This window comes from Frankia sp. QA3 (assembly GCF_000262465.1).
Classification (GTDB): domain Bacteria; phylum Actinomycetota; class Actinomycetes; order Frankiales; family Frankiaceae; genus Frankia.
In genome coordinates this window covers 3,798,610-3,825,316 of record NZ_CM001489.1, presented here as the reverse complement: position 1 = coordinate 3,825,316, position 26,707 = coordinate 3,798,610, and the positions used below count along the sequence as shown (strand labels likewise).

Annotated in this window: 21 protein-coding genes; 10 read left to right on the top strand and 11 right to left on the bottom strand. The window is 72.6% G+C overall.

Annotated features, from left to right (window positions below):
* Positions 1–27: 27 nt before the first annotated feature.
* The 4 genes from FRAQA3DRAFT_RS15710 to FRAQA3DRAFT_RS15695 form a co-directional block, all read right to left on the bottom strand.
* The gene (locus FRAQA3DRAFT_RS15710; RefSeq protein ID WP_232291628.1) at positions 28–1,059 is read right to left on the bottom strand and encodes a hypothetical protein; all 1,032 of its coding nucleotides are present in this window, start codon (positions 1,057–1,059) and stop codon (positions 28–30) included.
* 131 nt (positions 1,060–1,190) lie between these two features.
* A complete protein-coding gene (locus FRAQA3DRAFT_RS15705) occupies positions 1,191–1,652 on the bottom strand; it encodes a Zn-ribbon domain-containing OB-fold protein (protein ID WP_009740015.1) in 462 nt (153 codons plus the stop codon).
* A complete protein-coding gene (locus tag FRAQA3DRAFT_RS15700) occupies positions 1,649–2,713 on the bottom strand; it encodes a Nonspecific lipid-transfer protein (RefSeq protein ID WP_035922981.1) in 1,065 nt (354 codons plus the stop codon). Before FRAQA3DRAFT_RS15700 ends, FRAQA3DRAFT_RS15705 begins: the two co-directional genes overlap by 4 nt.
* A gap of 221 nt (positions 2,714–2,934) precedes the next feature.
* Entirely contained in the window at positions 2,935–4,086 is a 1,152-nt protein-coding gene (locus tag FRAQA3DRAFT_RS15695; RefSeq protein WP_009740013.1) for a phosphotransferase family protein, read from the bottom strand.
* A 480-nt stretch (positions 4,087–4,566) separates the two neighbouring features.
* On the opposite strand from FRAQA3DRAFT_RS15695, the gene FRAQA3DRAFT_RS15690 reads away from it, so the two are divergent.
* The gene (locus tag FRAQA3DRAFT_RS15690) at positions 4,567–5,763 is read left to right on the top strand and encodes an epoxide hydrolase family protein (RefSeq protein ID WP_009740012.1); all 1,197 of its coding nucleotides are present in this window, start codon (positions 4,567–4,569) and stop codon (positions 5,761–5,763) included.
* On the opposite strand, the gene FRAQA3DRAFT_RS15685 is transcribed toward FRAQA3DRAFT_RS15690, so the two are convergent.
* Positions 5,716–6,369 carry a TetR/AcrR family transcriptional regulator gene (locus FRAQA3DRAFT_RS15685; RefSeq protein WP_009740011.1) on the bottom strand — a complete coding sequence of 218 codons (654 nt, stop codon included), beginning with the start codon at positions 6,367–6,369 and terminating at the stop codon, positions 5,716–5,718. The two genes, FRAQA3DRAFT_RS15690 and FRAQA3DRAFT_RS15685, sit on opposite strands and share 48 nt — an antisense overlap.
* Before the next feature lie 110 nt (positions 6,370–6,479).
* Entirely contained in the window at positions 6,480–7,520 is a 1,041-nt protein-coding gene (locus FRAQA3DRAFT_RS15680) for a hypothetical protein (protein ID WP_009740010.1), read from the bottom strand.
* Between the two features lie 431 nt (positions 7,521–7,951).
* Between FRAQA3DRAFT_RS15680 and FRAQA3DRAFT_RS15675 the strand changes: the two genes are divergently transcribed.
* From FRAQA3DRAFT_RS15675 to FRAQA3DRAFT_RS15665, 3 genes are all read left to right on the top strand, one after another.
* Positions 7,952–8,353, top strand: a complete 402-nt coding sequence (locus FRAQA3DRAFT_RS15675; protein WP_035921043.1) for a nitroreductase family deazaflavin-dependent oxidoreductase — start codon at positions 7,952–7,954, stop codon at positions 8,351–8,353.
* Positions 8,354–8,459: 106 nt separating this feature from the next.
* Positions 8,460–9,329 (top strand): SAM-dependent methyltransferase, encoded by an 870-nt coding sequence (locus tag FRAQA3DRAFT_RS15670; RefSeq protein ID WP_009740008.1) that lies wholly within the window; start codon positions 8,460–8,462, stop codon positions 9,327–9,329.
* An 85-nt stretch (positions 9,330–9,414) separates the two neighbouring features.
* Positions 9,415–9,882, top strand: a complete 468-nt coding sequence (locus tag FRAQA3DRAFT_RS15665; RefSeq protein ID WP_009740007.1) for a universal stress protein — start codon at positions 9,415–9,417, stop codon at positions 9,880–9,882.
* A 75-nt stretch (positions 9,883–9,957) separates the two neighbouring features.
* Here the strand turns inward: FRAQA3DRAFT_RS15665 and FRAQA3DRAFT_RS15660 are convergent, their stop codons facing one another.
* Together FRAQA3DRAFT_RS15660 and FRAQA3DRAFT_RS15655 are read right to left on the bottom strand one after the other, a co-directional pair.
* Positions 9,958–11,763, bottom strand: a complete 1,806-nt coding sequence (locus tag FRAQA3DRAFT_RS15660; RefSeq protein WP_035921042.1) for a hypothetical protein — start codon at positions 11,761–11,763, stop codon at positions 9,958–9,960.
* A gap of 16 nt (positions 11,764–11,779) precedes the next feature.
* On the bottom strand, positions 11,780–12,754 hold the full coding sequence (locus tag FRAQA3DRAFT_RS15655) for a hypothetical protein (RefSeq protein WP_009740005.1): 975 nt from the start codon (positions 12,752–12,754) through the stop codon (positions 11,780–11,782).
* Between the two features lie 324 nt (positions 12,755–13,078).
* Here FRAQA3DRAFT_RS15655 and FRAQA3DRAFT_RS31590 point away from each other — a divergent pair, with 324 nt between their 5' ends.
* Entirely contained in the window at positions 13,079–17,173 is a 4,095-nt protein-coding gene (locus tag FRAQA3DRAFT_RS31590; protein ID WP_009740004.1) for a CHAT domain-containing protein, read from the top strand.
* Here the strand turns inward: FRAQA3DRAFT_RS31590 and FRAQA3DRAFT_RS15645 are convergent, their stop codons facing one another.
* Positions 17,174–17,899, bottom strand: coding sequence for a hypothetical protein (locus tag FRAQA3DRAFT_RS15645; RefSeq protein ID WP_009740003.1), 726 nt, complete (start codon positions 17,897–17,899; stop codon positions 17,174–17,176).
* A gap of 242 nt (positions 17,900–18,141) precedes the next feature.
* Between FRAQA3DRAFT_RS15645 and FRAQA3DRAFT_RS15640 the strand changes: the two genes are divergently transcribed.
* On the top strand, positions 18,142–18,393 hold the full coding sequence (locus FRAQA3DRAFT_RS15640; protein ID WP_157467393.1) for a hypothetical protein: 252 nt from the start codon (positions 18,142–18,144) through the stop codon (positions 18,391–18,393).
* Between the two features lie 107 nt (positions 18,394–18,500).
* Here FRAQA3DRAFT_RS15640 and FRAQA3DRAFT_RS15635 read toward each other — a convergent pair whose 3' ends face one another.
* Positions 18,501–20,627, bottom strand: a complete 2,127-nt coding sequence (locus tag FRAQA3DRAFT_RS15635; protein ID WP_009740001.1) for a hypothetical protein — start codon at positions 20,625–20,627, stop codon at positions 18,501–18,503.
* 109 nt (positions 20,628–20,736) lie between these two features.
* Here FRAQA3DRAFT_RS15635 and FRAQA3DRAFT_RS15630 point away from each other — a divergent pair, with 109 nt between their 5' ends.
* From FRAQA3DRAFT_RS15630 to FRAQA3DRAFT_RS15620, 3 genes are all read left to right on the top strand, one after another.
* A complete protein-coding gene (locus FRAQA3DRAFT_RS15630) occupies positions 20,737–21,975 on the top strand; it encodes a hypothetical protein (protein ID WP_157467391.1) in 1,239 nt (412 codons plus the stop codon).
* Between the two features lie 387 nt (positions 21,976–22,362).
* The gene (locus FRAQA3DRAFT_RS15625) at positions 22,363–22,962 is read left to right on the top strand and encodes a hypothetical protein (protein WP_157467389.1); all 600 of its coding nucleotides are present in this window, start codon (positions 22,363–22,365) and stop codon (positions 22,960–22,962) included.
* A gap of 530 nt (positions 22,963–23,492) precedes the next feature.
* On the top strand, positions 23,493–23,996 hold the full coding sequence (locus FRAQA3DRAFT_RS15620) for a nuclear transport factor 2 family protein (protein ID WP_009739998.1): 504 nt from the start codon (positions 23,493–23,495) through the stop codon (positions 23,994–23,996).
* A 60-nt stretch (positions 23,997–24,056) separates the two neighbouring features.
* Here FRAQA3DRAFT_RS15620 and FRAQA3DRAFT_RS15615 read toward each other — a convergent pair whose 3' ends face one another.
* A complete protein-coding gene (locus tag FRAQA3DRAFT_RS15615; protein ID WP_009739997.1) occupies positions 24,057–25,694 on the bottom strand; it encodes an FAD-dependent oxidoreductase in 1,638 nt (545 codons plus the stop codon).
* 445 nt (positions 25,695–26,139) lie between these two features.
* Between FRAQA3DRAFT_RS15615 and FRAQA3DRAFT_RS15610 the strand changes: the two genes are divergently transcribed.
* Positions 26,140–26,706, top strand: coding sequence for a hypothetical protein (locus tag FRAQA3DRAFT_RS15610; protein WP_009739996.1), 567 nt, complete (start codon positions 26,140–26,142; stop codon positions 26,704–26,706).
* Position 26,707 lies beyond the last annotated feature (1 nt).

The following is a 26,707-nucleotide window of genomic DNA, read 5'->3' as shown; positions in this document are numbered from 1 at the left end:
ACGCGCCTGGGACCGCTGCGGTCGCCGTCAGCGGGCGAGCAGGTCGGCGAGGGTGAGGCCGGCGAGGGCGGGGTCGTCGCGGGCGGGCAGCAGGGCGATCACCTCGTCGGTGACGGTGGCCTCCGGATCTCCGAAGGCGGCCTGTTCGGGGCCGGCGTCCAGGGCGGCGGCGATCGCGGCGGCGATCCGGGGGCGGTCGGACTCGACGTAGTCGGCGGACGTCCAGGCCAGGGTGACGGCCTCGGCACGGTAGTCGGCGAAGGCACCCGGCCGCCCGTGCGCCCGTGCCAGCCGGGCCTGACCGATCAGCGTCATCATCGCCGGCGACAGCCAGACGTCGTGCTCGGTGCGGGTCTCGACCCGCACGACGAGGTAGTCGACCCCGGTAAGCCGGCGCTCCCCGCCGCCGGGACCGCCCGTGCCGCCGGAACCGCCTGGCCCGCCGGCACCGGCGGCCGGGCCGCCGCGGACGGCGAGTCGGCCGTCGGCGCCGATCGTCAGCTCGCCGGGCAGCGAACCCGGCGGGGCGTTCACGACGGCGAGATGGCCCGCCTGCACCGGCTGGCCGCCGCCACCGGGGCTGATCATCGAATAGTGGACGCTGAGGACCGGTTCGTCACCGGACGCGCCGATCAGCGAGTCGAGGCCGGTGGAGATGGCGTTCGCCACCGACGCCGCGGTCGCCAGCGGCGGCCCGAGCAGCTCGGCGAACCCGGCGACGAACGAGGCGGCCGTGCCCAGCGGACCCGTCTGGACCGCCTGGTAGACCGCCGCCTCGATCTCCACGGTGCCGCCGTTGAACGGCAGCAGCGGGGTGATGGGGAAGTCGAACTGGTCGCCGGGCACCGCCCAGGCGGCGGCCGGCCGCGAGAACGTCGTGAACGCGACCGGCGCACCGGCGCCGAACGCCAGCGAAGCGCCGGCATGCAGCACCGGGAAACGGTCGTTCCCCCAGCTGCGCGCCTTCGCGAGGAAACCCTCGGCGAGCCACAGCCGCAGATATCCCTGCGCCGGCCAGATCGGCGCCGATCCCGGCGCCGGCAGAAAACACGTCGTCACATGCTCGGCGTCCGCATCGAAACCGCTTTTTAGCCGAGCCCACAATCCCCCCGCCACACCACGCAGCCTACCGCGAGCGGAAATTCATGTGGCCCGGCACCGGAATCGGACGAGGAAAAGGCTGCCCGCGGTCAGGGGCCGTCCACCGGGCGGAAGACCGCGACGGTGAAGTCGCCGCCGGGCAGGTCGGCGAACTCGGCCCGCACCCGCAGGCCGCAGCGCACCTGCGCCGGGTCGACGCCGACGATCCGGGCGGGCAGGCGCAGGCCGGCCTGCTCGTCGAGCTCGACGAGCGCCACCACGTAGGGCAGGTCGTCGAGGTAGCCGGGCACGGTCGCCCGGTGCTGGACGATGAAGGAGTAGACGGTGCCGGTGCCGGCGACGTCGGTGAACCGGGTCGGCCCCGCGCACCGCCGGCACCGTTCGAGCGGTGGTTGCAGCCACAGGCCGCAGTGCCCGCAGCGGCACATGGCCAGCCGGCCGTCGGCCAGGGCCGCCCAGAAGGGCGCGGTCACCGCGTCCGGCACCGGCTGCGGCGGGAGGCTGAGCGGATCGGCCCCCACGGCCGGGGGCTCCCCGTGCGTCGTGGTCACGGCGCCGCCGTCCCGTAGACGAGGGCGCCGCCGAAGGGGCCGGCCCCGGAGGTGACCAGCGCCGTCTCGGCGCCGCGCACCTGGCGGTCCCCGGCGTCCCCACGCAGTTGCAGGACGGCCTCGTAATGGTGGTTCAGGCCGTGGATGTAACCCTCGGACAGCAGGCCGCCGTGCGGGTTGACGACGACGTCGCCGCCGTAGGTGGCCCGGCCGGCGCGGAAGTAGTCGCCCACCTCGCCCTTGGCGCAGAACCCGAAGTCCTCGAAGGTCGCCATCACCGTGAACGTGAAGCAGTCGTACATGCAGGCGACGTCAATGTCGGCGGGGCGCAGGCCGGTGCGCGACCACAGCCGCGGCGCGGTGTCCCGGGAGTACATGCAGCTCAGGTCGTCCCACTGGTCGACCGAGCCGCCGAAGCGGTTGCTGTCGGCGGCGCCGAGCAGGTGGACCGGGCGGTGCGGCAGGTCCGCGGCCCGCTCGGCGCTGGTCACGACGATGGCCACCGCGCCGTCGATCTCGTAGCAGCAGTCGAACAGCCGGAACGGCTCGCTGATCCACCGGCTGTTCAGGTAGTCGTCGAGGGTGATGGGGCTGCGGGCCACCGCGTGCGGGTTGCGCACGGCGTGGTCGCGTTCCTGCACCGCGATCGCGCCGAGATCCGCCGCGGTCGACCCGTACTCGTACTGGTGGCGGCGGCAGAACATCGCGAACCACTGGGGCGGCACCAGGTAGCCGTGCGGACCCGCGAACTGCCCCTCGCCGTCGACCTCGACCCGTTCCAGCGCCCGGCCGTACCGGGTCTGCGAGCCTAGTACCCGGTAGACGACGACCACCTCCGCCTGGCCGGACAGCACCGCCGTGGCGGCCCCCGCGACGGTCGAGGTGACGATGTTGCCGCCGCCCAGGACGCTCAGGCTCCACCCGAGATCGTCGACCCCGATGGCGTGGGCGACCTGGCTCGGACCGGCGCTGTCACCGGTCGAGTAGCAGGTGAAGCCGTCGACGTCCGCGGCGGTGAGCCCGCAGTCGGCGAGCGCCTCCCGCGCGGCCTGCGCGGCCATCGACAGCGTGGTGCGCCCCGAGGAGCGCACGAACGGCGACCGCCCGATCCCGACGACGGCCGCGCCCCCTAACGAACGACTCACTGCCCCTCCCGCCGCGTTCCCACGCGTCCCGACCCGACGCCGACGCCACTTCCTCGCCGCGGGTTTCTGGCATTGGACTGCCAGAATCGTAGCCGCGTGCGCCGGTGGGGTCCAGCCTCGGTGCTGACGCGCCGGGCTCAGATCTGCAGGCCCGGCCAGGTCAGGGTGACCGGGTGCGGATGGGGGAGGTCGAGGATCTGGACGAGGTACTGCTGCCCGAAGTTGTTGGTGCGCAGCTCCTCGATCGTCTCCGGCGCCATCGCCCCCGCCGCGCCGTACAGGTCGCCCAGCCGCAGCAGGATCACCGCCAGCCGGTAGGCCGCGTAGACGAGGTGGAAGTCCAGGTTCTCGGCCTCACGGCCGACGAGCTCCTGCCATCGGCGCACCGTCTGCGCCGGGCTGCCGATGCCCGGTAATCGCTCGACGCCGACCGACTCCGTGCCGCTGTAGTCCATGATCGTCCACCAGGCGAGGTCCGATTCGGCGCCGGCCAGGCACACCATGTCCCAGTCGAAGACCGCCGCCACGTCGAGCCCGCGGAACATCAGGTTCGGCAGCCGGGAGTCACCCCAGGCCAGGGCGGTGACGCCGGTGGGCGGGACGTGCGCGCGCAGCCACCGCTCGGCCGCGGTGATCACCGGATCGGTGCGCCCCCGCGCCACCCAGGCCGCGACGTCGAACCAGTGGGCGAGATCCTGGCGCAGGCCGTCGGGGCCGAGGCGCGGGCGGTCGAGGAACGCCACCTTCGCCGGATCGACCTGGTGCAGCCGGGCCATGACCTCAACCGCGTTGTGCCACAGCACGGCGCGTTCGGCCGGGGCGAGGTCGTACACCCAGCCGGTGGTGTGGAACGGTGGGGTGTCCCCGGGCACGCGACCCTCGACGCGTTCCATGACGAAGAACGCCTCGCCGAGCACGCTGGTATCCGTCTCCAGGCCGACGACCGCGGGGACCGGGATGCCCGGCTCGCGGCCCAGCACCCGGTACATCTCGGCGTGGACGGTGAGGTCGGCGTCCTTGTACAGGAAGTCGGGGGAGTCGACCCGCACGACGTAGCCCGCCGAGCGGGCGACCCCCGACTCGGTCCAGCTCGTCTCGCACAGCAACGTCTCGTTGGCCACCCCGGCGGTCCTGGGCAGCGTCACCTCGGTGACGCGCAGATCGGACCGGTGCGGCAGGGCCGTCGAAAACCAGGACTCGAGCGCCTGCCGCGTCTTTTCCGGATCGCGCTGACGGTCCCGGGTCGGCAGCCCGGATTCGATGTAGCTGGCGTTGGTTACCTCCGGCAACGTGTCCTCCTCGCGGCGGGGGCGAAAACGTGCTCGGCGAGATTTCTCGCCGAGCACCACAAAGGAGCCACCGGCGCCCGCGGATGTCGCGTCGGACCAGAAAGTCCGCCGTTCGGCCGGTCGCGGGAACGGTCATCACCTGCGCCGACCGGCGGGCGGCGGGATCGCGGCGAAACCCGGCGGACGGCTATGATGCCGACGCACTGTATGGCAGCGGACTGTCAGAGTCAATGCCTGATCGTCGATGCGGGAGGGCTCGGCCTACCCGGCCCTGACCTCGACAGACAGCTTTCGGTCCGATCCCTTGCGCGGCCGGGTGTCGTCATCCATAGTCTGGAGATCTCGAGTCTGGTCTTCTCGCCAGCTCTGGCAGTCAGCTGCCAGGAAGCGGACGACGCCGAGTGGCGATCCGGCGCGCCTCGACGGCTGGCCGGTGGTCCCCGCCGGGCCGCCTTCGGGGAAAACAGGAGGTGCGCCGCGATGCCCCAGACCGATTCCTCGCCGCAGCCGTTCACGGTCCGCACGGATCAGGCTGTTCTCGACGATCTGGGTGACCGGTTGCGGCGCACCCGCTGGACCGATCGGATTCCCGGGACGGGCTGGGAATACGGCACCGATCTCGCCTACCTGCGGGACCTGTGCGAATACTGGGCGGACGGTTTCGACTGGCGGGCCGCCGAGGCCCGGATCAATCGGTGGCCGCACGTTCTCACCACCATCGACGGGACGCCCATCCACGCCATTCACGCCCGGTCGCCGCATCCCGGCGCCGTCCCGCTGCTGCTCATCCACGGCTGGCCCGGATCGGTCATCGAGTTCCTCGACGTCATCGACCGGTTGGTCGACCCGCCCGCTCACGGCGGCGAGCCCGCCGAGGCGTTCCACGTGGTCTGCCCGTCCCTGCCGGGCTACGGCTGGTCCGGGCCGACCCGCGAGGGTGGCTGGCACATCCGTCGGGTGGCCGACGCCCTCGTCGAGCTGATGGCCCGACTGGGCTACCAGCGCTTCGCCGCCCAGGGCGGCGACTGGGGTGGGATCGCCACCAGCCTCCTCGGCGCGCACCATCCGGACCGGCTGCTGGCCATCCATCTCAACCTGGTCCTGGCGCCGCCGCCCGACGAGGCCACCCTGGCGGCGCTGACCGCCACCGAGCGCGCCGCGATGGAGAGCGTCGCCCGGTTCACCCAGACCGAGACCGGCTATCAGGCCGTCCAGGGCACCAAGCCGCAGACGCTTGCCCACGGCCTGGCCGACTCGCCCGCGGGCCTGGCCGGCTGGATCGTCGAGAAGTTCCGGGCCTGGAGCGACTGCGACGGCGACGTGGAGAAGGCGATCAGCCGCGACGATCTGCTCACCAACATCACCACCTACTGGGTGACCGGCACGATCGGCTCGTCGGTGCGTCTCTACCGCGAGTCGATGCGGGCCGGCCTGTTCGGCGCCCCGGACCGGCCGGTCACCGTGCCGACCGGGGTCGCGGTCTACCCGCGGGAGATCGTGACACCGCCCCGGCGCTGCGTCGAGGCGCACTACGACCTGCGGTACTGGAACGAACTGCCGCGCGGCGGCCACTTCGCCGCGCTGGAGCAGCCGGAGCTGTTCGCCGAGGATGTCCGAGCGTTCTTCCGCTCACTGCGTGGCGGGAGCCCTGAGGGAGGACGTCAAGAGGTCGGCTAGCGTGGCGAACTCGGCGGTGACGTAGGACCCGAGGCTGCGGGACGGCGCACCTTGCAGCCAGCGCTGCATCGCGCGCTGTTCGGCCAGGATGCCGATCGCGGCCAGCAGCTCGCAGCTCTCGTCGGGCTGCGCGAGGCCGCGGCGAGTGGCGACCGCCCGCGCGACGAGCGCCAGATTGCCCTGCTGGTTGTCGTGCTCCTTGCCGCGCAGCAGGAACGACGAGGCGACGGCGACGTGATAGAGCCTGATCCGCTCCCGCAGGCGGGCCACGCCGGGCGCGAGCGTGACGAAGGCGGCCCGCATCGCCTGGAACTCGCTCAGCGACTCCGGCTGGGCCAGGTACACGCCGACGAAGGAACGGATGTAGTCGTCCTCGCCGAAGAAGAGCACGGACTCCTTCGTCGCGAAGTAGCGGAAGAAGGTGCGGGGCGAGACGCCGGCGCGCGCGGCGACCTGCTCGGTGGAGGTGGACTCGTAGCCCTGCTCGGCGAACAGTTCCAGCGCGGCGTCGACGAGCGCCTGCCGGACCCGGGCCTTGTGCTCGGACCACGCGGCGGGGCGAGCCCGCACCGGCTGCGCGCCGCCGCGCACCGGCGTGCCGTCCACCGGGTCCCCCTTCGTCTCCGACAACCTGCTGCCGGGGAAGGCGGTGGGTTGGCTGCCCCGCGGCAGCCAACCCGGCGGCCGCGCCCCGGCGGCGGACCCCGGCGGGCGGGCTAGCCGGCCCGCAGGTCCGAGCGCTCGACGTAGACGTGGCCCACGTCGCCGTCCCAGTCACAGGACGCCCAGTTGATAGCGTACGCCCGGCCGGGGGAGGCGACGCCGTAGGGCAGCCCGCCCGCGAACGTGGTCCACAACCCGGTCCGGGTGGTCGCGGTCAGCTCCAGCAGCCGATCCTGCCAGGCGAGGCCGAACGGCAGCACCTCCCCGGCGGCGACCAGCTCGTCCAGCCGGGGAACGCCGACCACCCGGACATGCGTCAGCACGCCGGCCTCGACCACGTAGCCGCCCTCCAGCGTCACCGTCCCGTCGGTCGACCAGTAGCGGGACAGGCCGAAGGCGCGGCCGCTGCCCGGGAACAGGCAGCCGGCGATGACGTGCCCGCCCCAGCCGCTGACCGAGTCGTCCCCACGCGGGCCACGGGAGTGGTCGCGCCAGCCGGTGCCGTCGAAGGTGACCTCGCGCCGGCCCCAGCGCACCGTGCCACGGGCCCGGTAGAGCTGCTCGTAGTGCTCCTTCGCCCACTGCTGCTGGTCCATGCCGCCGCGACCGGTCGCCGCCTCGGCCGCGGTGTGCGCGTCCCACACGGGCGTCGCGCACTCGATGTCCAGGTCGAGCTGCAGGCGGACCTTCTCGCCGTCGCGGACGAGGCCGGTGCGCATGTTCTCCTGCGGCGTGCGCAGGCAGAAGCCGTCGAAGGTGACCCGCCAGCGCCGGAACGGCTCCAGGCATTCGAAGCGCAGGTTGGCGCCGGCCGGGCGGCGCGCCGGATCGGTGCGGTGGTAGGCCCACATCGACAGCACGCCCTCGTCGTCCGGCAACGTGACGAGCGCGCGGTCCTCCCACAGCTCCCAGGCGTCGGCCACGGTGCCCAGGTGCAGCCACATGCCGATGTTGTGCGTCGGGTCGTAGGGGGTGAACAGGAGGTTCTCGGTCCAGGCCGGCACGGGCGGGCAGGACGCGGCGACCCGCTCGCGCTCGGGCGGCAGGCCGGCGGACAGATCCTCGACGCGCGGCTCGCCGCGCAGGGTGCTCATCGGGAGCCTCGGGTGGAACTGCGGGGCGTCGGCGGAGATGTGGGGGCCACGTCCGATCCTCTCTGTGGCGCGGTGACGGGCCTGCGGCGCGGGCGACGACGCGTGAGCGCTGGCGCGGCTGGCGTGCCCTCGCCGGACGGATGGTCCGACGCGTCCGCACGCTATCCGTTCGCCGCGGCGCAGTCCCGCGAATTCTGACATGAGACTGCCAGATTCGGATCGGCTTCCCTGAGCCCGGCGGTCGCGGGAACCTCGCATGCGGGTGAGGCCGGCCGGCGCCCCGGCCGGCCTTGCTCACCCACTGTCGCCGTCGGATGGCACTTCCGTGCCGGTGTCGGGGATGGCGACCACGCATCGGGGTGGCACCATGACAGGTGCCCGTCGCCGGTCGTCGGTCGTGGGCCGGCGCAGAGGCGGGAGTGCGAACGATCATGCCGATTCCGAGGATCGTGGCCCGGCTGAACCGCGCGGGTCCGAACCGGGTGGTCCGCCGGGTCGCTCCCCGGCTACCGGGCATGGGGGTCGTGGTGCACCGGGGTCGCCGCTCCGGGCGGACCTACCAGACGCCGGTCAACGTCTTCCCGACGGCCGGCGGTGTGCGCATCGCGCTGACGTACGGCGCGGACAGCGAATGGGTGCGCAACGTCGTGGCCGCGGGTGGGTGCCGGCTGCGGACCCGCGGCGGGGAGCTCACCCTGGAGGCCCCGCGGATTGTGCACGACCCGAACCGCCGGGACATCCGACCGGTCGCCGCTCGCGTCCTTCGCCTGCTCGGGTTCGCGGACTTTCTCGACCTCACCCGAACGCCGCCGACCGCCGCTGATGCGCCTTGAGACCGCTGGGGCCGGTGACCGCGGCCCCGCCCGCCCAACCCGGATGCGGGTGAAATCCGCTGCGACTAGGGTGATTTGTGGGGATCATCCCGATTTGGGAGGGCTGGTGGCGGTGGGACCGGACGCGGGCGGTGAGGGGGCCGAGGTCGGGCCGTGGTGGAGGTCCCTGGCCGAGGAGCAGGCGTCGATCGATCTGAAGACGGACAGGCCGCACACGGCCCGCATGTACGACTACTTCCTCGGCGGGAAGGACAACTTCCCCGCCGACCGGGTGGCCGCGGAGCAGGCGAGCGCCGCCTTCCCGAACGCCTCCCTCGCGGCCCGGCAGAACCGTGCGTTCATGGCGCGGGCAATCCGCCACCTCGCCGGCGAGGCCGGGATCCGGCAGTTCCTCGACATCGGCACCGGCATCCCCACCAGCCCGAACGTGCACGAGATCGCCCAGGCCATCGCCCCGCAGGCGCGGGTCGTCTACACGGACAACGATCCGATCGTCCTCGCCCACGCCCGCGCGCTGCTGACCAGCACCCCCCAGGGCCGGACCGCCTACCTCGACGCCGATCTCCATGATCCGCAGGGCATCCTGGACGCCCCCGAGCTGCACGAGACCCTCGACCTGACCCGGCCCGTCGCCCTGTCGATGATCGCGCTGTTCCACTTCGTCCCGGACTCGGACGATCCGCACGGCATCATCGGCCGCCTCGTCGACGCCCTGCCGTCGGGCAGCTACCTGATCCTCACCAACGGCACCGCCGACTACGATCCGGCCACGCAGGACCTCGCCGTCGCCTACGAGAAACAGGGGATCACCGTACGGCTGCGCAGCCGCGCCGAGGTCGAGGGGCTGTTCGGTGGGCTGGAGCTGATCGATCCGGGCGTCGAGCTGGTCCACCGCTGGCGCCCGGCCGGCCCCGACCCGGCCGGCCTCACCGACGCCCAGGTCAGCGTGTACGGCGGAATCGCCAGAAAACCGTGACCTCCTTGCGGGTCCGAGCGGCGCTCGGGGCGATTGGTGGGCCCGCGGGGGCCTAGCCGGCCTGCTCGGCGGAAACCCTTGAGGCATGCAGCACGTCGTGGTCGGCGTCGACACTCGGGAAGCGGCTCCCGCCGCGCTGGTCTGGGCGGCTGACCTCGCGCAGCGGCTGGACGCGGAACTCGATGTCGTACATGTCCAACACCTCAGCCTCGGCCAGATCCGCGCGATGGTGTCCACGGTGCCCGGTCGAGGCGTATCCGAGCGGTTCCTCAAGGCCGAGGAGGACGCCCAGAGCAGGGCGGTCTGCACGCTGGCGGAAAGGACCCTCGCGGGCAGCCCAGTGCACTGGCGGTTCCACATCCGGGCCGGGGACCCCGCGACACACCTGCTCGCCGTGGCCGACAGCGTCGACGCCTACGCGATCGTCATCGGCACCCGGCACGGCGGCGCCGGCGTCGCCCTGGATCGGCTGCTCGCCGGCTCGGTCTCCCATCGGATGATCCACTGGACGCGCCGACCCATCCTGGTGGTCCCGACAGACGTCGACGAGTAACCCGGCCGGGGCACCCGACCGACACGGGGATCGGCGCGACCGGAGAGCGTCAGGCGTCCTGCGGGCGAGGACTTGTCAGAGCTCGGCGAGCCCGGTGAGGCCCAGCCAGGCGCCGCCGCTTCCCTCATAGCGGCTTATGCGCTTGCGCACGGCGTCAGGCGTGCTGTCGACCAGCTCGGCAAGGGTGCGGTGGCTGTCCACGCAGCCGATCTCACTCCACGGCCGGGCCGGGCAGACCTCGGTGAAGCCGGGCATCCCCTCGCCCGAGCGCTCCACGCACCGCACCGCCCCCGGCTTCTCGGTCGGCGCCGTCCGGCATCCCGCGAAGGTGTGCCGCCCGACGTCGCCCCGCACGGCGAACTGAGCCGGTCCGCATGCGGCGCACGCGGCCAGGATCTTGGCGGTGACCTTCCTGGTCCCGGTCAGGCCTTCGTCCAGTCGTATCCGCTGCGTGAGAGCCAAGATCATAGGCAGGCGGGCCGTCCACAGCGGGGGCAGCGCGGCGGCGGCCAGCTCCAGCGGACCCGAGGGTTCCAGCGCGAGCCTGGCGGCGATCCGTGACCGCAGCACCGACGTCATTTCGGCGATCTCGGGATGCGGAGGGACACCGGTGGGCGGCGGCGGGCAGGTGCTCGATGCCTGTCGCGCGAGCCCGGTCATCATCGGACGGACGCGGGTGAGCAGCAGGTGAAGATCGTCGGTCGTGTCGGGCGCTCGCCGGCCGCACACCCAGTCGGCGATGAGGCGGCGCTGGGGCCCGGCGACATGTCGGCTGAGAAGGTCGACGATGCGGGTGGCGAGCTCATCGGCGTCCACGAGGGTGCCGGGTGCCGACGTGGCGTCGGGCAGGGCCGGCCGTGGGCTGACGGGTTCCCCGGGCGCGGCCGTCTCGGCGCGGGCGGACCCGCTGATCTTCAGGTTGCGCAGCCCACGGCTCAACCGGTTGAAGACCGATCCGGTCGTCACCGCCGTCTTGCCGGCTCCGTCCTCGCCGCCGACCGCCGCCGCGGCCACGCGGAAGAATCCGACGATGTCCGGCTCGGTGCCGCCGATCGGGAACCGGGGCGGTCGGGTCGCCGCGCGGTGCAGCAGGGTCTCCAGATCGGGCAGATGTTGTTCGATGTCGGCGAGCGGGTCATCGTGACCGGTGGCGTGACGCAGCTCCCGGACCGCTCGTGCGTAGCCGGCGATCGCGATGACGAAATCCGCGTTTCCGAGTACGGGTAGTGATGCTCCTGGCCGTGGTCGGTCGCAGGCGCGGTAGGCGGCGGCGAGCTCGCCCCCGCGGTCGAGGATGGCGGCCGCCACCTCCACGTCGTCGGCGTCAAGCACGGTGTCGGCGTCAAGCACGGTGTCGGTGCCCAGGCAGGCGGTGGCCGCGGCCACCATCGTCCGCAGCACCGGGGGCTCGGCCCGGGTCCGGGCGAGGGCTTCGTCGACGCGGTGGGCGGCGTGGAGGGCCAGGACGAACTCGTCGGTGTCGTCGCCGCGGACGAGGATCGCGACCGCGGCGGTGAGGCCGGGGAAGCTCCGGTGCCGCTCGAAGTATTCCGCGGCCCTGTGGTGCTGGCGCACGCCGTCGCTGCGCGGGTCCAGGGAGACGGTGGCGGCCGCGAGCAGCTCGACCTCGCCGGGTTGGACGGGCCGGCCTCGCCCGGCACAGATCTCGCGCACGTTCGCGGCGCACTCGACCATGCCGTCCAGCAGTTGCCCCGGCCCCTCGACACCAGCCGTGATGCGATCGAGATCAGCCTGATCGAGCCGGTCGGCCACGCTGCGAGCGGCCTGTTCGAGCCGCGCACGGTCGGGCTCCGCCGCCGCGAGCCGGCCGCCCTCGTCGTCTCCGGGGCTGGGGCGGATCGCACGCCCTTGCCTGGTCAAGACGAATTCTTACGGTTCACGGCAGAACGGTATCCGAGGTCATGACCCGGATCCGGATCGCGGGCAGCCGGTCAGGCTCGGCCGAGCTCCCGATCTCCGCGTGCAACCGTCCGTCGTTTCGGGGAACGAACGACTGCCACCGGCCCGTGCCGTCGTCGAACGAGACCTGGGGTGGACGCGGGGAGCGGGAGCCGACTGCCGCCGGATCGGTCGACGTGGCGAGACCGGTCGACGTGGCGAGACCGGTCGACGTGGCGAGGATGTGCACGACTCCGCCGCGGAGCTCCCAGGTGAGCTCGGGTTCGATGCTCGCCTGGTCGGCGAGCTCGGGCGGGAGCGGCCACCGTCCGCTCGCGGCGACAGGCGCCACGCGTTCCTCCTCGTCCTCGTCGTCGTCGTCCGCTTCCTCGTCCCCGACGGAAGGATCTTGGTATCCGGGTGCGTCCACGGTGGCGTCCGACGACAGGAGGGTGAGCTCCGGCGCCGGCAGCTCGGCCAGCGCTTGGCGCAGATCCTCGACGGCGAGCAGGGCCCACAGACCCTCCTCCCATCGTCCGGCGGGGGGTGACGATGTCCCGCCGTCGCCGTCGCCGTCGCCGTCGCCGTCGCCGTCGTCGCCGTCGCCGGAACCGGCGGCGCCGGACAGTACCCGGTCCCGATAGGGCGCCCACGCCGCCGCGAGGGCATGGACCGACCGCACGTCGATGCGGGTCCAGCGGGTACGACGAGGTCCGTCGATCACCTGCTCGGCGACGGGCACGAGCCGCGCCCCGACCAGGTCGCGCAGTTCCCCGGGTACGCGGCCCGCGACCAGGGTCAGACCGACGAATGCCGGCGGCCCGTCGGGGTCGTCGACCGCGAACCCGGCCCGCAGCCCGGGGCGGATGTCCGCCTCGACCGTCGGCACCGTCGTGATCAGGGTGAGCTGCAGCTGGGCCCGGTCCGGCACATAGTCCACTCGGACGTGGCCGTCCCAGGTCGTCAGGTCCACAGCTCCTCCGCGGCAGGCGCCAGCGTTTTGTCACAACATCACGGACATCTGACCGTACTACCCGTTCGAGCGCCCTTCCAGGCGTCGGGCCGGTCGGCGGACATCGCCTGCACCGCGTGGTCCCGACCCGATGTGAAGGAGCTGGGCATGCGTGGCGACGACGACGACAACAACTAGGCCGACGTCCGGGCGCGGTACCTGAGGGACTGAGGGATCCGCCTACGGATTGGCGTGGGGCCCAGGCTGCCGGCTGCCTGGGCCCCACGCCGACCGGTGGCTCGATTCCGGATAATCTTCCGGTCGGTCCGACGGCGGGGGATACGCGTGGACGGTGCGGGTAGCGGGGCGGGCGCGCTGGTCGCCCAGGCGTTGCAGCTGTTGGTGCGTTCCGACGAGACAGGGGATCCAGCCCCGCTCCCCGCGGCCATCGACCTGCTCACCGACGCCCTGCGGGGCGCCCCCGACGATCCCGACGCGTCGTTGTGGGCAAGCTGGATCGGGCTCGCCTTCGGCGAGCTCGCCGAGCACGGCCTCGCACGCTGGGATGACGCCGTGACCTGGACCCGCCGGGCACTCGCCGGCGCGACGGCGGTGCCCCATCCCGAGCTCGACCCCGCGGCGCTCACCGGCGAGCTGGTCCGGCTGGTCGTCCGGCGTTTCCTGGCGCGCGACGAGGCCGCCTGCGTCCTCACCGAGCTCAACCGGCTCGTCGACGAGCTCGACGAGCTCGACCGCCCGTCGGACGGGTCCGCCGTCGCGAGTGCGATCGACTTCTACGGCGGCGTCGCGCGGATCGCCCTGCAGGGGGACCCGGGGCGTCGGGACCTGGCGGCTTTCGGGCAAGCCCTCGACCTCGTCGCCGCGGCTCTGCCCGGGATGCCCGACGACGCCCCCATGCTGTGGCAGGGCCTGCTCGACTACATCGACGGATGCCTGATCGCCGGTCGGGCCGACGCCGGCCTGGCCGCCGTCGCCTGGGCACGCGGGCTGCCCGACGCGCGGGAGGATGCGGTCGAGCTCGACCTGGCGGAGGCCCGGCTGCGCGAGTACCGGTACGTCACCCGGAACGATCCGGGGGAACGTGACGCGTTCATCGCGCTCATCGGACCGCTCGCGGAGCGGACGCCCATCCCGCCGGCGATGCTGCACACGTACGGGGAGCTGCTGGCCGAGCGGGGCCATGACACGGGTTCAACGGACGATCTTGCGCTCGCGGTGCGGTGGCTGCGCGAGGTGCTGCGCCGCGGCGCGGATCAGCCGGCGCTGACCTGGTACTTTCTGGGACTGGCCTGTCTGGCGTCGGCCGAGCACGGCGCGGATCCGGAGCTGGTCGACGCCGCCGGGTGCCTGCGAACAGCGGTGGAACACGGGCTGGAATCCGTCGACGCCGAGTGCGCGGCCGATGCGCATCGGCAGCTCGTGGACCTGATGGTCCGTCGTCTCAACAGCGGTGGCAGGGTCGCCCGGGCCACCGTCGCCGACGCGCGATCCGTGCTGGCGGGTGCCCGGGCCGCGGTGACCCGCGTGTCCGTCGACGAGGCAGACCGCGCCGAGCTCGCGATGTCGGTGCTCACACTCGAGCTGCTGCTCGCGGGGCGCGTCATCGGAAGCTTCGATCCCAGGCTGTTCGATCGCCTGCTGGGCTACGCCGCGGCGCACCCGGACCCGCCGGCGGAGTGGGGCAGCCGACTTGCCACGGCCCGAGCCATGGCCGAAATCCATCGCACGATGACCTCCGCCGGCCCACGTCCCGACGCCGGCTTCGGGCGGCCCCAGGCCGAGGAGGCGCTCCGTGTCACCGGCCACCCGGACGTCGTCGCCCCGCTGCTCTACATCTCCGCCTTCTTTGCCGGCCTGTACTCCGGCGACATCGCGAAACTGACCGCCGCGGAGGCGGAGTTCGCGCGCTCCGACGATGCCGGGTCACGGGTGCTGGCCTTGTTCGCCCGGTTCGCGGCGCTCTACTACGGCCATGCCCAGACCGACGAGCTGCGCTCCGGCCTCGACCGTCTCGTCGACGAGGTCGCCTCCGCCGCAAAGGCGGACCCCGCGGACGAATGGCTCCCCCAGCTCCTTCTGCCCCTGCTGCGTCTGCGCGACTTCTCTACGCCGAACCGGTCGCGTGGATGGAGACGGACGATGGTCGGCCTCGTCCGCCTCGTCCGCCTCGTCCGCCTCGTCCGACCGCGCCGCCGAGTGGTCGAGGACCCGCTCGTGTCGGTGGGGAACGACTTCGTCATCGTGCTCAACGCGGTGGCGACCGCCGAGGCCGCGGGCGCCGACACCACTCTGCGACGTGCCGCGCTGACCAGGGCGGAGCGTGCGGTCGCAGACCTGCCGCGAGGCAGTGTCCCCCGGGCGGCCAACGCGGGCGTGATCGCGGCAGGGTGGCTACAGCTCGCGCGGCTCGCCGGTGACCGGGACGCGGCGGACCACGCGTTCGCCTGGTCGCAGGAGGCGATGGCCTGGTTCGACGGCCCCGACCATCCGCTGTGGGCGCAGGTCGCCCTGCATGCCGCCGAGGCCCGACGGCTGCGGGACGCTCCTGGCGACCGGACCGCCGGCCGCGAGCTGGCGTTGCGCGCGCTGCGTGGGCACGCCTGGCACGTGCTGCTGCAGTCGGGGACCGGGGAGGCGCTGGCCGCCGCGCGCGGGGCAGCCGCCGCCGCGCTGCGCGTCGCCGACTGGTGCGCCGACGACCGCGCCCTCGACGACCTGGTGACCGCGCTCGAGCACGGGCGGGGACTTGTGCTGCACGCGTCCGTCGCCGCCAGATCCGCGGCCGAGGACCTGGTCGCGCTGGGGCACTCGGACCTCGCGCGGGAGTGGGCCGCGGCCGGGCAGGACGCGCGCACCCAGGGCGGGGCGGGTAACCCCGGCCTCGACGTCTCCGGCGACCTGCGGCGTCGTGTTCTGGCCGCGCTCACCGGCCCGAGCCTGAGCGGGGCACCGCTCGGCGTGCCGGCCCCCAGCGGCGGCCCGGTCGCGGACCTGCTCGATCCACCGAGCGTCGAGGAGATCAGGGCGGCGTTGCGGGCGCATGGCCGCGATGCATTGGTGTACCTCGTCCCCGGCGGTGCGTCGGCTTCCGGCAGTGCGTCGGCTTCCGGCGGTGCGTCGGCTTCCGGCGGTGCGTCGGCCTCTGAAGGTGCGTCGGCTTCCGAAGACGTGTCGGCTTCCGAAGACGTGTCGATGCCGGGTGTTGCGTCGGCCGGCGCGCCTCGACCGAGAGCCGGCGCGCGCCCCCGGCCGGGGCGCGTGGTTGTCGTACCCGCCGCCGACGGCTCGCCCGTCCAGGTGCTCGAGTGGCCGGACCTGGTCGTCGCAGGCTCCCCGGTGGAGCGGTATGCGGTGGCACACGCGGCCTTGCACGGCGGTCCGGGAAAGGGCGACCCGGCTCGGGAGGCGGGTGGGCACGACCCGACGGCTTTCGACACCTGGCGCGCTGCGCTCGACGACCTGACCGCCTGGGCCGGCCCGGTCGCCGACGCGCTGCTCGCCCGGTGCGCCGGCTGGGCGGCCGACCGGGCGGCGCCTCGGCTCACGCTCACGCCGGTCGGTGCTCTGGCGCTGGTGCCCTGGCATGCGGCCCGTCTTGGCGACCGTGCCGGTGACGCCCCGGGTGGGAGCCGGGAACCGCATTCGGCCCAGATCCTGGCCGACCGCGCGGTCATCTCCTACATCCCCTCCGGCCGGATGCTGTGCCGTGCGGCGGCCGGCCCGCCCGCCGTTTCCGACGGGGATGCGCTGATCATCGGGAACCCGGCGGGCAAACGTGACCTCAAGGAGGTTGCCAGGGAAGCTCGGGCAGTGCGGGAGGCGTTCTACCCGGGCGCCACCTATCTCGGCCGGGCCCCGCGTTCGGCACGCACCCAGCCGGCGGGTCGCGGCACGGCCGAGGAACTGCTGGCCTGGCTGCGCCGGGACGGCGTTCGGCGCTCGGTGCTGCACCTGGTATGCCACGGCTGGGCGAGGCCGGACCACCCGGCCACCTCCCACCTCGAGCTCGCCGACGGCCCGGTCACCGCCGCCCGGCTGCTGGCGGACCGGCCGGCCGGGTCGACACCGGTCGACTGCGTCTTCCTGGTCGCGTGCTCGACCAACGTGACCGGGATCGACTACGACGAGGCGTTCAGCGTCGCCACCGCCTTCCTCGCCGCCGGGGCGCGTACCGTCTACGGATCTCTGTGGAAGGTGCCCGACCGCGCCACCTCGAAGATGATGTTCGTCATCCATGACCTCCTGCGGACCGAGGGACGTGCCCCCGCCGACGCCCTCGGCCTCGCCCATCGCTGGATGCGCGACCCCGCGCGCGTCGCCCCGGCCGCCATGCCGACCTGGATGATCCCCGCCGCGGCCGGAGGCCTGCCGCTCGGCGACCCCGTGGCCTGGGCGGGCATGGTGCACATGGGTGCCTGACTACCAGCGGGGGCGAGGGAGCGGGAAGTACGGGCCGAGCTCCGGGTCATGCCACGCGGGCGGCGTCTGGAGCGACTGCGCCACCCCGAGGTAGAGGTCGTACAGCGAGGGGGCGGTCTGCAGGACGCTCTGGCACCGGCGCGGGTCGTCGTCGCTCCACGGGCTGTCGACGATTGCCTCGTAGGCGTCCCCGCCGCCGCGGACGAGGATGACGTTGGCGTCGGCCTCCGGCGTGAGCTGGGCGATCCGCCGGACCTCGCCTGGACGCAGCGGCGTGAGGCGGCCCTGGTCGCGCGGCGGCGGAGCAAGGAGCGGCAGCCAGGTCCGAGCCGTCCCGCCCTGCCCGGCCCAGTGCTCCCAGTGGTGGGCGATCACGCGCATTGGGGGGATGCCGGACCGCCGCAGGAACTCGACCGTCGCGTCCAGGAGAGCGTCATAGGCGGATCCGCGTCGGTCCTCACCCGTCAGCAGGTTCCACACGGTCCGCTCGGCGCCGACGGCCGCCCAGCCGCCCACGGGCAGGACGGCCGCCGCCAGAGCGTCGATGAATCCGGCCGGGTCGGCGCTCGCGAACGGCGTCAGCGGCGCCTGGAGCTCACCCCACGGGTCGAGCTCGGTGTACGCCGGGTCAAGTTCGCACCGGCCGAAGCGTTCCATCAGCTCGACGACGTCGGCAGGCAGTGCGTTACGGCCCTGACGCGCCCGTCCCTGGCTGAACCATCCCATGTAGGCCCCCTCGCCTGTTCCCCTGCAGAAAGGACGGTCTGCGCCAGCCGTCCGTCTTGCGCCAGCCGTCCGTCTTGCGCCAGCCGTCCGTCATGGACCTCATGACGGACGGCGGGGCCGGGCCGAGGCGGGGGGCCGCCCGGCCCCTTCGCCCGGCAGGTACCGGACACAGGTACCGGACACAGGTACCGGACACAGGTACCGGACACAGGTACCGGACAAGGGAAGGAGCCGTGGATTCGGTGGGATTCCTGTTAAGCCTGCTGTGGCCGGGCGGGATCGTGGTCTCGATCGCGAGCATGCGCGTTCGGGCGGGATTGGGCTTCTGGCACGGCCTGCGGCCCTCGGATGTCGCAAGCGTCGTCTGGTTGGTGAAGGCCGCCATCTGCTCGGTGTTCTGGCCGGTCACCCTGGTCGTGTGGCTCGCGCGAGGCCGCCCGCAGCCTTCGGTCGTGTACGAGCGGACGCCCGCGGGGTTCCGCCGTCGGGCCTAGCCAGACCGCCGGGTAGGCCGTAGATCGCTGCGCTGGCCGTGCGTCCTGCTGGGCGCATGGCCAGCGCGCCCGCAGGTGAAGGGGTTGCCCGAGCGGCGCGGCCGGCGTCAGCGGGCTCGAAGCCGCTCCACCCGCCGTGACCAGGTCTCGATCTCCTGATGGCGGATGTGCTGCTCGGCCGAGGTGACCACCGAGGCTTCCCACCGCCGGGCGACCGTCACCAGCTCCGCCGCCAGGTCGAGCGAGTTCGCCGCGCTGTCGGGGGGCGGGGCGGTCCCCCTTGCCTCCGCATCGCCGGCGGCCGCGTCGCCCGGAGCCGGCCCGGCGACGTTCGCCTCGGCGACACCCAGCTCGACCGCCAGCGTCAGGGCCGGAGCCGCGCGCAGTGCGAACCGGCATGACCGCTCCGTGGATTCCCGGCACATCGCGCGAGTGCTCTCGTCGGCGAGCGCGCGCGCGATCCACCGATGGCCGAGCCCGGCCCATTCCCGCGCGTGACCCGTGTCGCCCCGGGCCGCGGCCGACTCGGCGAGCGCGGTGGTCGCCACCGTCCCCATCTGCAGGCTGGTGCGCAGCGGGTCGAAGATCCCGGTCCGCGTGAGAAACCGTTCCCGGGCTGGCAGGACCACGTCCTGGAACAGGGTGATCGCCGCGAGAAGGTCGTCCTCGGAGCCGGCGTGACTGGCCAGGAATGCCGCGTAGTTGTGCAGGTGGTAACCGAGCAGGTCGACCACCGGCCGCGCCCCGGTCAGCATCTCGGGCTCGACCTCGACCATGCGCAGCCAGTGCTGCCACCGCGCCCGCAGTTGCTCGTCGAGCAGGTCCGCATCGGGCAGAGCGCCACCCGGGCCGCCGTCGAGGCGTGCCGCCGCGGCCGCGTTGGTCGTCCGGACGGCGTTCACCTCGACGTTGGAGGCCGACACGATCTCCGCCGCCGCACCGCGATCCAGCACGCCGGTGTCGAACAGGTCCTGGCACCGCCGGGTGGACCGGGTGAGCCGGTCAAGGGCATCGCGCAGGTCCGTCGTGGCGTTGTGGCGCAGCATCTGGAGCCGGGTGAGATCGATCCGGCAGACTGCCACCGCCCGGACCGGATCGTCGTCGGGCAGCGTCTGCCCGACCAGGCAGCGAAGCCGTTCCAGGCGGTCCAGCACGGCCGCGCGGGCACGCTCGCGTGCCGGCGGCGAGGCCAGCACCTGGCGAAGCACGCCCAGCAGCGCGATCGTGGCCGTTCGTCGCGACAGGATGGGCAGCTCGGCGAACCGGGTGGGATCGGGAACCGCGGGCAGCGTGCCACCGTCATCGAGCCCTCGTGCGGTGACGTCCGCCGTGCGCAGGGCGACCCGGACGAAACGGTCCACGATGCTCGTCGGGGTGAGCAGCGCCTCGACGGCGAGCTGGCCGGGGCCGCGCGCGGAGATCCACAGGTGACTGGCGTCGCGCAGGCTCCCCACGTCCAGAATGCGCCGCAGCAGCAGCCCGATGACGGCCTCGTGCAGCTCGTCGCGGGCGACCGGGTTGGTGGCCAGGGGGCCGAGCACGTCCAGGCGGGGCAGGGTCGCGTCGGCGATGTCGAGGTCGCGTGGCACGACCGGGGTGCCCGCGGTCAACGGGGCGCCGATCTCGCACCGGGTCAGCGGCTCGTCCGCGGCGCTGGGTGCCAGCGGCACGTCCCAGGACGGGGCCATGGACCGCTGCGTCGCCCGGGCGCGCACGCCGGCCGCCACCAGCGCTGGCTGCGAGCGGAAGACCTCCACCAGCACGCCGGCCCAGCCCGCGAGCCGCAGCCCCGGGGGCAACGGCTCGCCGGCCTCGTCGACAAGCAGCGGGATCGTCTCGTCGAGCGCGACCCGTAGCGGGTCGAGAAGGCGGTTCACCGCGGCGAGGATGACCGCGGCCCGGGTGTCGGGGCCGTACCGGTTGAGCGTGGCGTTGGCGATCTCGTTCGGCAGGGCCGCCGAGCGGGCCGTGACGGCCACCCGGTCCACCAGGGCCCATCCGTCCCGCGATCGATCGGCGAACGCCGACGCCTGGGAGCGAGTGGGCAACGGAGCCCCCCGGGCGATCTCGGACAGGGTGACCCGGGTGAAGTCGATCACCCATGTGGCCGGGCCGAGCGGGCTCTCCGGCCACTGCACCCCGAACAGCGGCGCTACCTTGCGAGCCAGCCGGGCAGGGACCACCTCGGCACGCGACTCGGGGATCTCCGGCACGACCGCCGGCAGTAGGGCCACCTCTGATACCTCCTCGGCTCCCCCCGACCAGATCCTAGCTGTTGCGTGAATCGGGGGTTGGCGAAAATTTTCGTTGACACGGATTTTCTTCTTCCGTAGAAATCATGTCATGACTTCCAGGCCTGGCGCTTCGGCAGCCGCCTCGGCGCAACCGCAACCTCCGCCGCCAGCACGCACCGGCGCCTGCGGCACCGTCCTGGCCGGTGCCTGCTCACCCGAGGTGGTCAAGGCGGTCCTGGTCGAGTCCTACGAGTTCCGGAGGAAGCTGCACCGCCTCACCCGGACGGCGCGCTGCGACCTGCGGCCGGTGCAGGTCGGGGATCACCTTGTGCTTCGCGGCACCTGCCCGTGCACGGACTTCCTGGTCGACGTGCTCCTCGATGTCGCCGCCTACCTGGACGGCCAGCCGTGGCTCGACGAGCCCGCGGCCGCGGCCCGGGTCCACCTGAAGATCAGAGCCAGCGGAGAGTGGATCCGTCGCGGCCGGATCGCCCGCGGCGCCCAGGCCCGGACCGACCGGATCCGACAGGGTGAGTACGGGCGGCGGCTGCCCGACGAGCTGCATCGGGCCGTGCTGGAGTACCTGGTCGACGAAGCCGGCCTGCCCACCGGGCTCGACGACGACGACGCGCTCGTGCGCCGGTTGGCCGAACGTGCCTGGGACGAGTTCGGCGGCTGCCTCGACGACCATCGCGTCGCCGTGCTGGCCGCCTTGCCGGTGATCGAAGGGGTGTGCTCGTCCGGTCGCCGCACGCGGGTCGACGGTGTGCTGATCTCGTGGTGGGAGCGTTACGTCGTCCGGCCGCTCGGCCGGCGGCCACACGGCGTGCACCAGCCGCTCCCCGCGGACGGTGCCGCGGCCGTCGAGGTCGAAGGCGCTACGGCGGTCCCATCGGTCGATGACCTCCTGGACGGCGCGGTGGGCGTACTGGACCATCTCGACACCACGGCCGGCCTCGACGGCCTCGGCGGTGTCGCGTGGGCGGAGGCGGTGCTTGACGCCGCGGTCCTCAGGGCTGTCACGGACCTGCCGGCCGGCGCGGACCCGCGAGACTGGCTCGTCACCGCCGTGACCCGCCTGGCCGAGGAGGGCATCCTGCCGGAGCAGGTGGCCTGCGCCTTCGTCGCCGACCCCAGCCGGGTGCTGGCCGCGGCCCGCGCGCTCGACCAGCTCCTCCCGAAGCCCGGTCGCCAGCCGCTCGGCCGGGCCGGCGGCGCGTTGACGGGTCGCCTGACCTGGAGCGACAAGAGCTTCCTGGGCCCGCCCGGCACCCGGCGGGCCGGGTGTCGGCCGCGTGACGCCGCGTGCCCCTCGGCCGCTCGGCGTGCGGACCACGTTTCCCCATGAATTGATCTTGAATTTGGCGTTCCCGGCGGTGCCGCGGCCCATGAGCGGGTGCGCGTCCGGCGGGCTGTCCTCGTCCGGACTGGAGGTTGTCGATGGTCTACCGAGGTGACCGGCAGGGTCACTGCAACGATCGGCGGTGCCGTAAGAAGGTGCGCCTGGTGCGCTGTCCGGGCTGTAACGGCAAGGGGCCTTCGCAATGGTCGGTGTGCTCGTGGCGCTGCGCGGACGGGTACGCGTGCGAGAACGCACGGGACAGGTTCCACCGACACCAGTGACGAGGCCCGTCGCATGGCGCGGCCGGCGCTGTTCGATTTTTGACCCATTATCAGGATAGGAGTTCCGGTGAAACGTGTGGCTGTTCTCCGGCGTGGCCTGCCGGCCCCGCTGGTGGCGCTGGTTGTCGTTCTGGTCGGCTTGCTCATTCCGGGAACGGCCGCCGCGGCCGTTCCCGACCCCGAGGTCTGGGCCGGTTCGCCGGTGGCCGGCAGCTGGAACACCGATGCCGCCACCCACCACTGGCTTGCCAACGCCGCCGATCAGGGTGACTGGGCCACCGACATCGCCGTCGGCGCAGGCACCCCCGTCGCGGTCTACGTGGCGCCGCAGAATGGCGGATACGACGTCGCCACCCGAGTCGACCAGATCGGCGCGGCTTGCCGGGCCGGCGACGGCGCCAGTTTCGTGACCGTGGGCATCTACACCAACGGCGTGCGGGTCGGATCCATCACCTACGGACACGTCCGGCCGGGCGTCCAGGCGGGCCAGTGGGTGGGCCGGTGGGGCGCCGTCATCGGCACGGTCGCCGACGGGCTGCCGTACGACGCCAACTGCTGGACGGGCCCACACGTCCACCTTCAGATGTTCAACGTCCACAACTACTCGTGCTTCAACCGCGGTTACGGCACCAATTACCATGTCGACGCAACCAATTTCGTCGGGTTCAGTGGCGGACGCAGAGTGGGTGGCGCCGGGCAGGCGTGTCCGTAGCAACGCACGCCAGCCCCCGGGCGCCGCGCTGTTTCCAGCCGGGACGATGGGGAGATGACGCCGGACGCCCTGACCCCGTTGCACCGATCGCCGCGCGCTGGCGGCCGCAGGACACCGCCCGGGAGGTTCTCGCGGTGCTCGGCGGGGAGCTCGATCCGGCGGGCCGTGCGCTGCTCGCCGCGGCATCCGCCGCGCGGCCGCCATGGTGGGTGTCCTCGATGTCCCGCTGATCGGTTCGCCGCCGACCCGGCCGGCGCCTGCCTGGTCGCCTACTACACGGCCCGGCGCAACCTGCGCCAGCGAGTATTCCCTTGCGTCTCGCGATCCCGGTGACGACCGGGCCGGAGCCCGGCATGCCCGCGCCCTCAGGAGGCAACAGCCCCGGCTGGCTGCGGTTGAGGCGCCGGTGGTGCAAGGTGGGGGATGCTGCGCGAGCGAGGATGTGCAGGGTGAACACGTCGAAAGGATGAGAAGGTGCTGAAGGCGTGGATCGACGACGACACGAGCGCGGGACCGTCGGCGGTGGCCGCATGACCGCCCAGGGATCCACGGGTCGGCTGCTGGCCAAGCTCGTCTCCTCCGTACCGGCCACCATCAGTCCGGAGGACGTCCGCGAACGCATCGCCGCGTACTACGCCAGCTATGCGGCGGGCGACGTCGCGGGCCGCGAGGCGCTGTTCAGCGACGACTGCCACGTGGAGGATCCGGCCGGTTACGTCGTCGCGCGCGGCGCCGAAGCCCTGCACCGGTTCTTCACCGCGGGGATTCCCACGGACTGGTCGGTCACGTTCCGGCTCGACCGCGTCGCGGTGGTGGGCAACGAGGCGGTGGCCACCACGCTGTCGGTCATCGACGCGGGTGCCCGGGGCGGGGTCGAGAACATCGTCACCACGCACTTCGTGTTCGACGACGCGGGTCTCATCCGCAGTCTGCGCACCTTCTTCGATGCCGAGTCGATGAACGACCCTTCGACGAGCTCCGACCCTTCGACGAGCTCCGACCCTTCGACGAGCTCCGACCCTTCGACGAGCTGACGACGCGGAGCGAGGCCGGGCCCGCGGTGCGGACCCGGCCTCGCCGTCTACCGCGGTCGATCAGGCCGTGACGGCGCCGACCTCTTCGGCTGCCCGGCTGCGGGCAACCTGCTCGCCGGCCACGTAGCCCATGGTCATGCCGGTCCACAGCGTGGTGCCGCCCCCGGGGTAGCCCCAGCCGAGCGGGCTGGCCGCGGCGTTGCCCGCCGCGTACAGGCCCTCGATGACCCCGCCGCGCGCACGCCGGACCTGACCGTTGACGTCCGTGCGCAGGCCGCCGTTGGTGCCGAGGGTCCCGGGGTAGATGCGCACGGCGTAGTACGGGCCGCGGTCGACGGGACGGATCTTGGCTCCGGTCATGCCGCGCGGTCGGTCGAAGTGCGGGTCGACGCCGTCGGCCGCGTGCTTGTTGAACTCGGCGACGGTTTCCTCGAGGTGCGCCGGGTCGATGCCCAGTTTCTCGGCGAGTTCGGCGATGGTCTCGCCGGTCGCGACCCAGTCGGGGACGGGGTCGCCGGGCTTGAACGACAGGATCTGCTTGCGCGAGCGCAGGCCGTCGTCGAAGACCATCCACGCGATCTCGTTCGGGAAGTCGATGGTCGTCGCGTCGAACTCGCCGAAGGCGTGGGCGAAGTCGTGGTACGGCTGGGCCTCGTTGACGAACCGGTCGCCGTGGGAGTTCACGATGATGGTGCCGCCTGCCGCGCGGGCGTCGTCGAAGGTCGGGAGCGGGACGCCGAGGGTGAGGTCGGTCGGGTCCAGCATCGCGCCGGAACCCCAGAAGGAGTGCATGTTGCCGAGCAGCGCCCCGGCCTCCATGCCCATGATCTGCCCGTCGCCAGTGGCGTGCTGGGGGCTGATCGGATACAGCTCGTAGCCGATGAACGCGGACACGAGCTCGCGGTTCCACTCGAACCCGCCGCTGGCGAGCACGACGCCGCGCCTGGTCTCGATGGTGGAGGTCGTGCCGTCCGCGGCGGTGACCCGGATCCCGCGCACGACGCCGTCCGCACCGAGGAGCTGCTCGGCCCGGGTCTGGATGCGCACCTCGATGCCACGGTCGAGGACTCCGCGAAGCAGGCCCGCGACGATGGCGCTGCCCTTCGTGCGGATGTCCTCGCGGTTGCGCCGCTCCAGCTCCTCCGGGGTGCGCTCGAGCTGCCCGATGTCCTCGGCGAGCATGTTCCGGGCCACCTGACCGCGCACGGCCACCTTGGTCTGGATGCGGTCGGCCCAGTCCGGGAGCAGCTCGCCCACCGGGAAGGGGAGCGGCTCGCACGAGCGCCCGCCGTACTTCTTCCCCGGGATGTCGTAGGCGGCGTAGTAGTCTGGGTACTTCGCCATGGTCGTCATCTTCAGCGGGGTGTGCGTCTCGATGTACTCGAGCATCTCGGCGCCACGGTCCACGCACAGCTCGAGCAGCTCGGGGTCGGCCACCCGGCCGGACAGCCGGCGGATGTAGGCGAGCGCATCCTCGCGGGTGTCGGAGATGCCGAACTCGGCCTGGTGGGAGTTCAGGGGCACCCACACGATCCCCGCCGAGACCGAAGTGCTGCCGCCGACGACGGCGGTCTTCTCTAACACCAGCACGCGCGCGCCGGCGTCGGCGGCGCGGACCGCCGCGGTGAGCCCGGCAGCGCCGGTGCCCACCACCACGACATCGGTGGTCTCGTCCCATGAGGTGGGGGTCGCGTCCATCTGGCTCCTCGTCATCGCGGCTGCGCGTCAGGGTCCTCGTACGGCGGCATCGTCGCCGCCCCGGGGCACGGGGGGCCTCGCGGTCCGCAACCCGGGCCCGACGGCGGCGTACACCCGGCGTCGGGGGAGAGGAATAGAGCATCCTGAACATAGCCGCGGTGTCAGAAACGGGCAACGGCAGCCAGTACGCTACGGTATCGTCACCAGCACGGATGGTAGTCCGCACATAGCTGCGGTGTCAGAAGCTGGCTTACCCCGGCGTCCGGGCCGCCGTACGAGGGCGCCTTGTGCAGGTCGGGGTCGGCGATGCGGATGGACGAGCCGGGGAAGTGATCGAGGAACCTCCGCGCCGGGATCGCCCATCAATCCGCAGTCCCACCCGGCTCGCGGTACGCCCGCGCGGCGGATCCGCGCTGGGCGCGATGCGGCGGTCACCTCCGGCGCGATGATCATGATTGTGATGGCCGGCCTTCCGCTGGGCACGTGGCGCAGCGGCGAGGCCTGGTCGATCGAATCCCACGTCTGCTCGCTGACTGACCGGACTTGCGTGCAGGTCCTGCACGGTGACTACAGCCTGGTGAGCGTTCGCTACGAGCATGAGCGGTTGACCGCAGTCATCGACTTCCGTCCCCCCGATCCGTTCCTGATCGCCGACGAGCTCGGCCGCGTGGCGTTCTACCCCCACACGGGGACAGGCGAAAACGATTGGATGGAAGTAGCGCGTATACTGATCGCTTTCTACCTCGAGGGCGACCTCGCTAGATCCCCTGTCGATAGCCGACCCGGCTTTTTCCGGGACGATCTCGACCAGTTCTGGCTGGCGCGTCACCGCGCCGCGGCCATCCTTTTCGAACACCTCGCCCGAAACGGACGCCATCTTGCAGGGCCTGGCCGGCGGGCTGGCATCACGTTAACTGCTCGACCTCGAATTCGAGGAGGCAACCTGTGGTCGCTGAACAATGTCCAGGCCGTCGATCTGTCGGTGACCAGCGTGCGTCGTGTCGTATGGTGAA

What these genes read in the sequence shown, in the direction of transcription:
- FRAQA3DRAFT_RS15700 (WP_035922981.1), bottom strand. Translation starts at nt 2,713, where the DNA reads ATGGCCGCGCAGGCCGCGCGGGAGGCGCTCGCCGACTGCGGGCTCACC.
- FRAQA3DRAFT_RS15690 (WP_009740012.1), top strand. Translation starts at nt 4,567, where the DNA reads ATGCCCCAGACCGATTCCTCGCCGCAGCCGTTCACGGTCCGCACGGAT.
- FRAQA3DRAFT_RS15680 (WP_009740010.1), bottom strand. Translation starts at nt 7,520, where the DNA reads ATGAGCACCCTGCGCGGCGAGCCGCGCGTCGAGGATCTGTCCGCCGGC.
- FRAQA3DRAFT_RS15675 (WP_035921043.1), top strand. Translation starts at nt 7,952, where the DNA reads ATGCCGATTCCGAGGATCGTGGCCCGGCTGAACCGCGCGGGTCCGAAC.
- FRAQA3DRAFT_RS15665 (WP_009740007.1), top strand. Translation starts at nt 9,415, where the DNA reads ATGCAGCACGTCGTGGTCGGCGTCGACACTCGGGAAGCGGCTCCCGCC.
- FRAQA3DRAFT_RS15645 (WP_009740003.1), bottom strand. Translation starts at nt 17,899, where the DNA reads ATGGGATGGTTCAGCCAGGGACGGGCGCGTCAGGGCCGTAACGCACTG.
- FRAQA3DRAFT_RS15630 (WP_157467391.1), top strand. Translation starts at nt 20,737, where the DNA reads ATGACTTCCAGGCCTGGCGCTTCGGCAGCCGCCTCGGCGCAACCGCAA.
- FRAQA3DRAFT_RS15620 (WP_009739998.1), top strand. Translation starts at nt 23,493, where the DNA reads ATGACCGCCCAGGGATCCACGGGTCGGCTGCTGGCCAAGCTCGTCTCC.
- FRAQA3DRAFT_RS15615 (WP_009739997.1), bottom strand. Translation starts at nt 25,694, where the DNA reads ATGGACGCGACCCCCACCTCATGGGACGAGACCACCGATGTCGTGGTG.
- FRAQA3DRAFT_RS15610 (WP_009739996.1), top strand. Translation starts at nt 26,140, where the DNA reads ATGATCATGATTGTGATGGCCGGCCTTCCGCTGGGCACGTGGCGCAGC.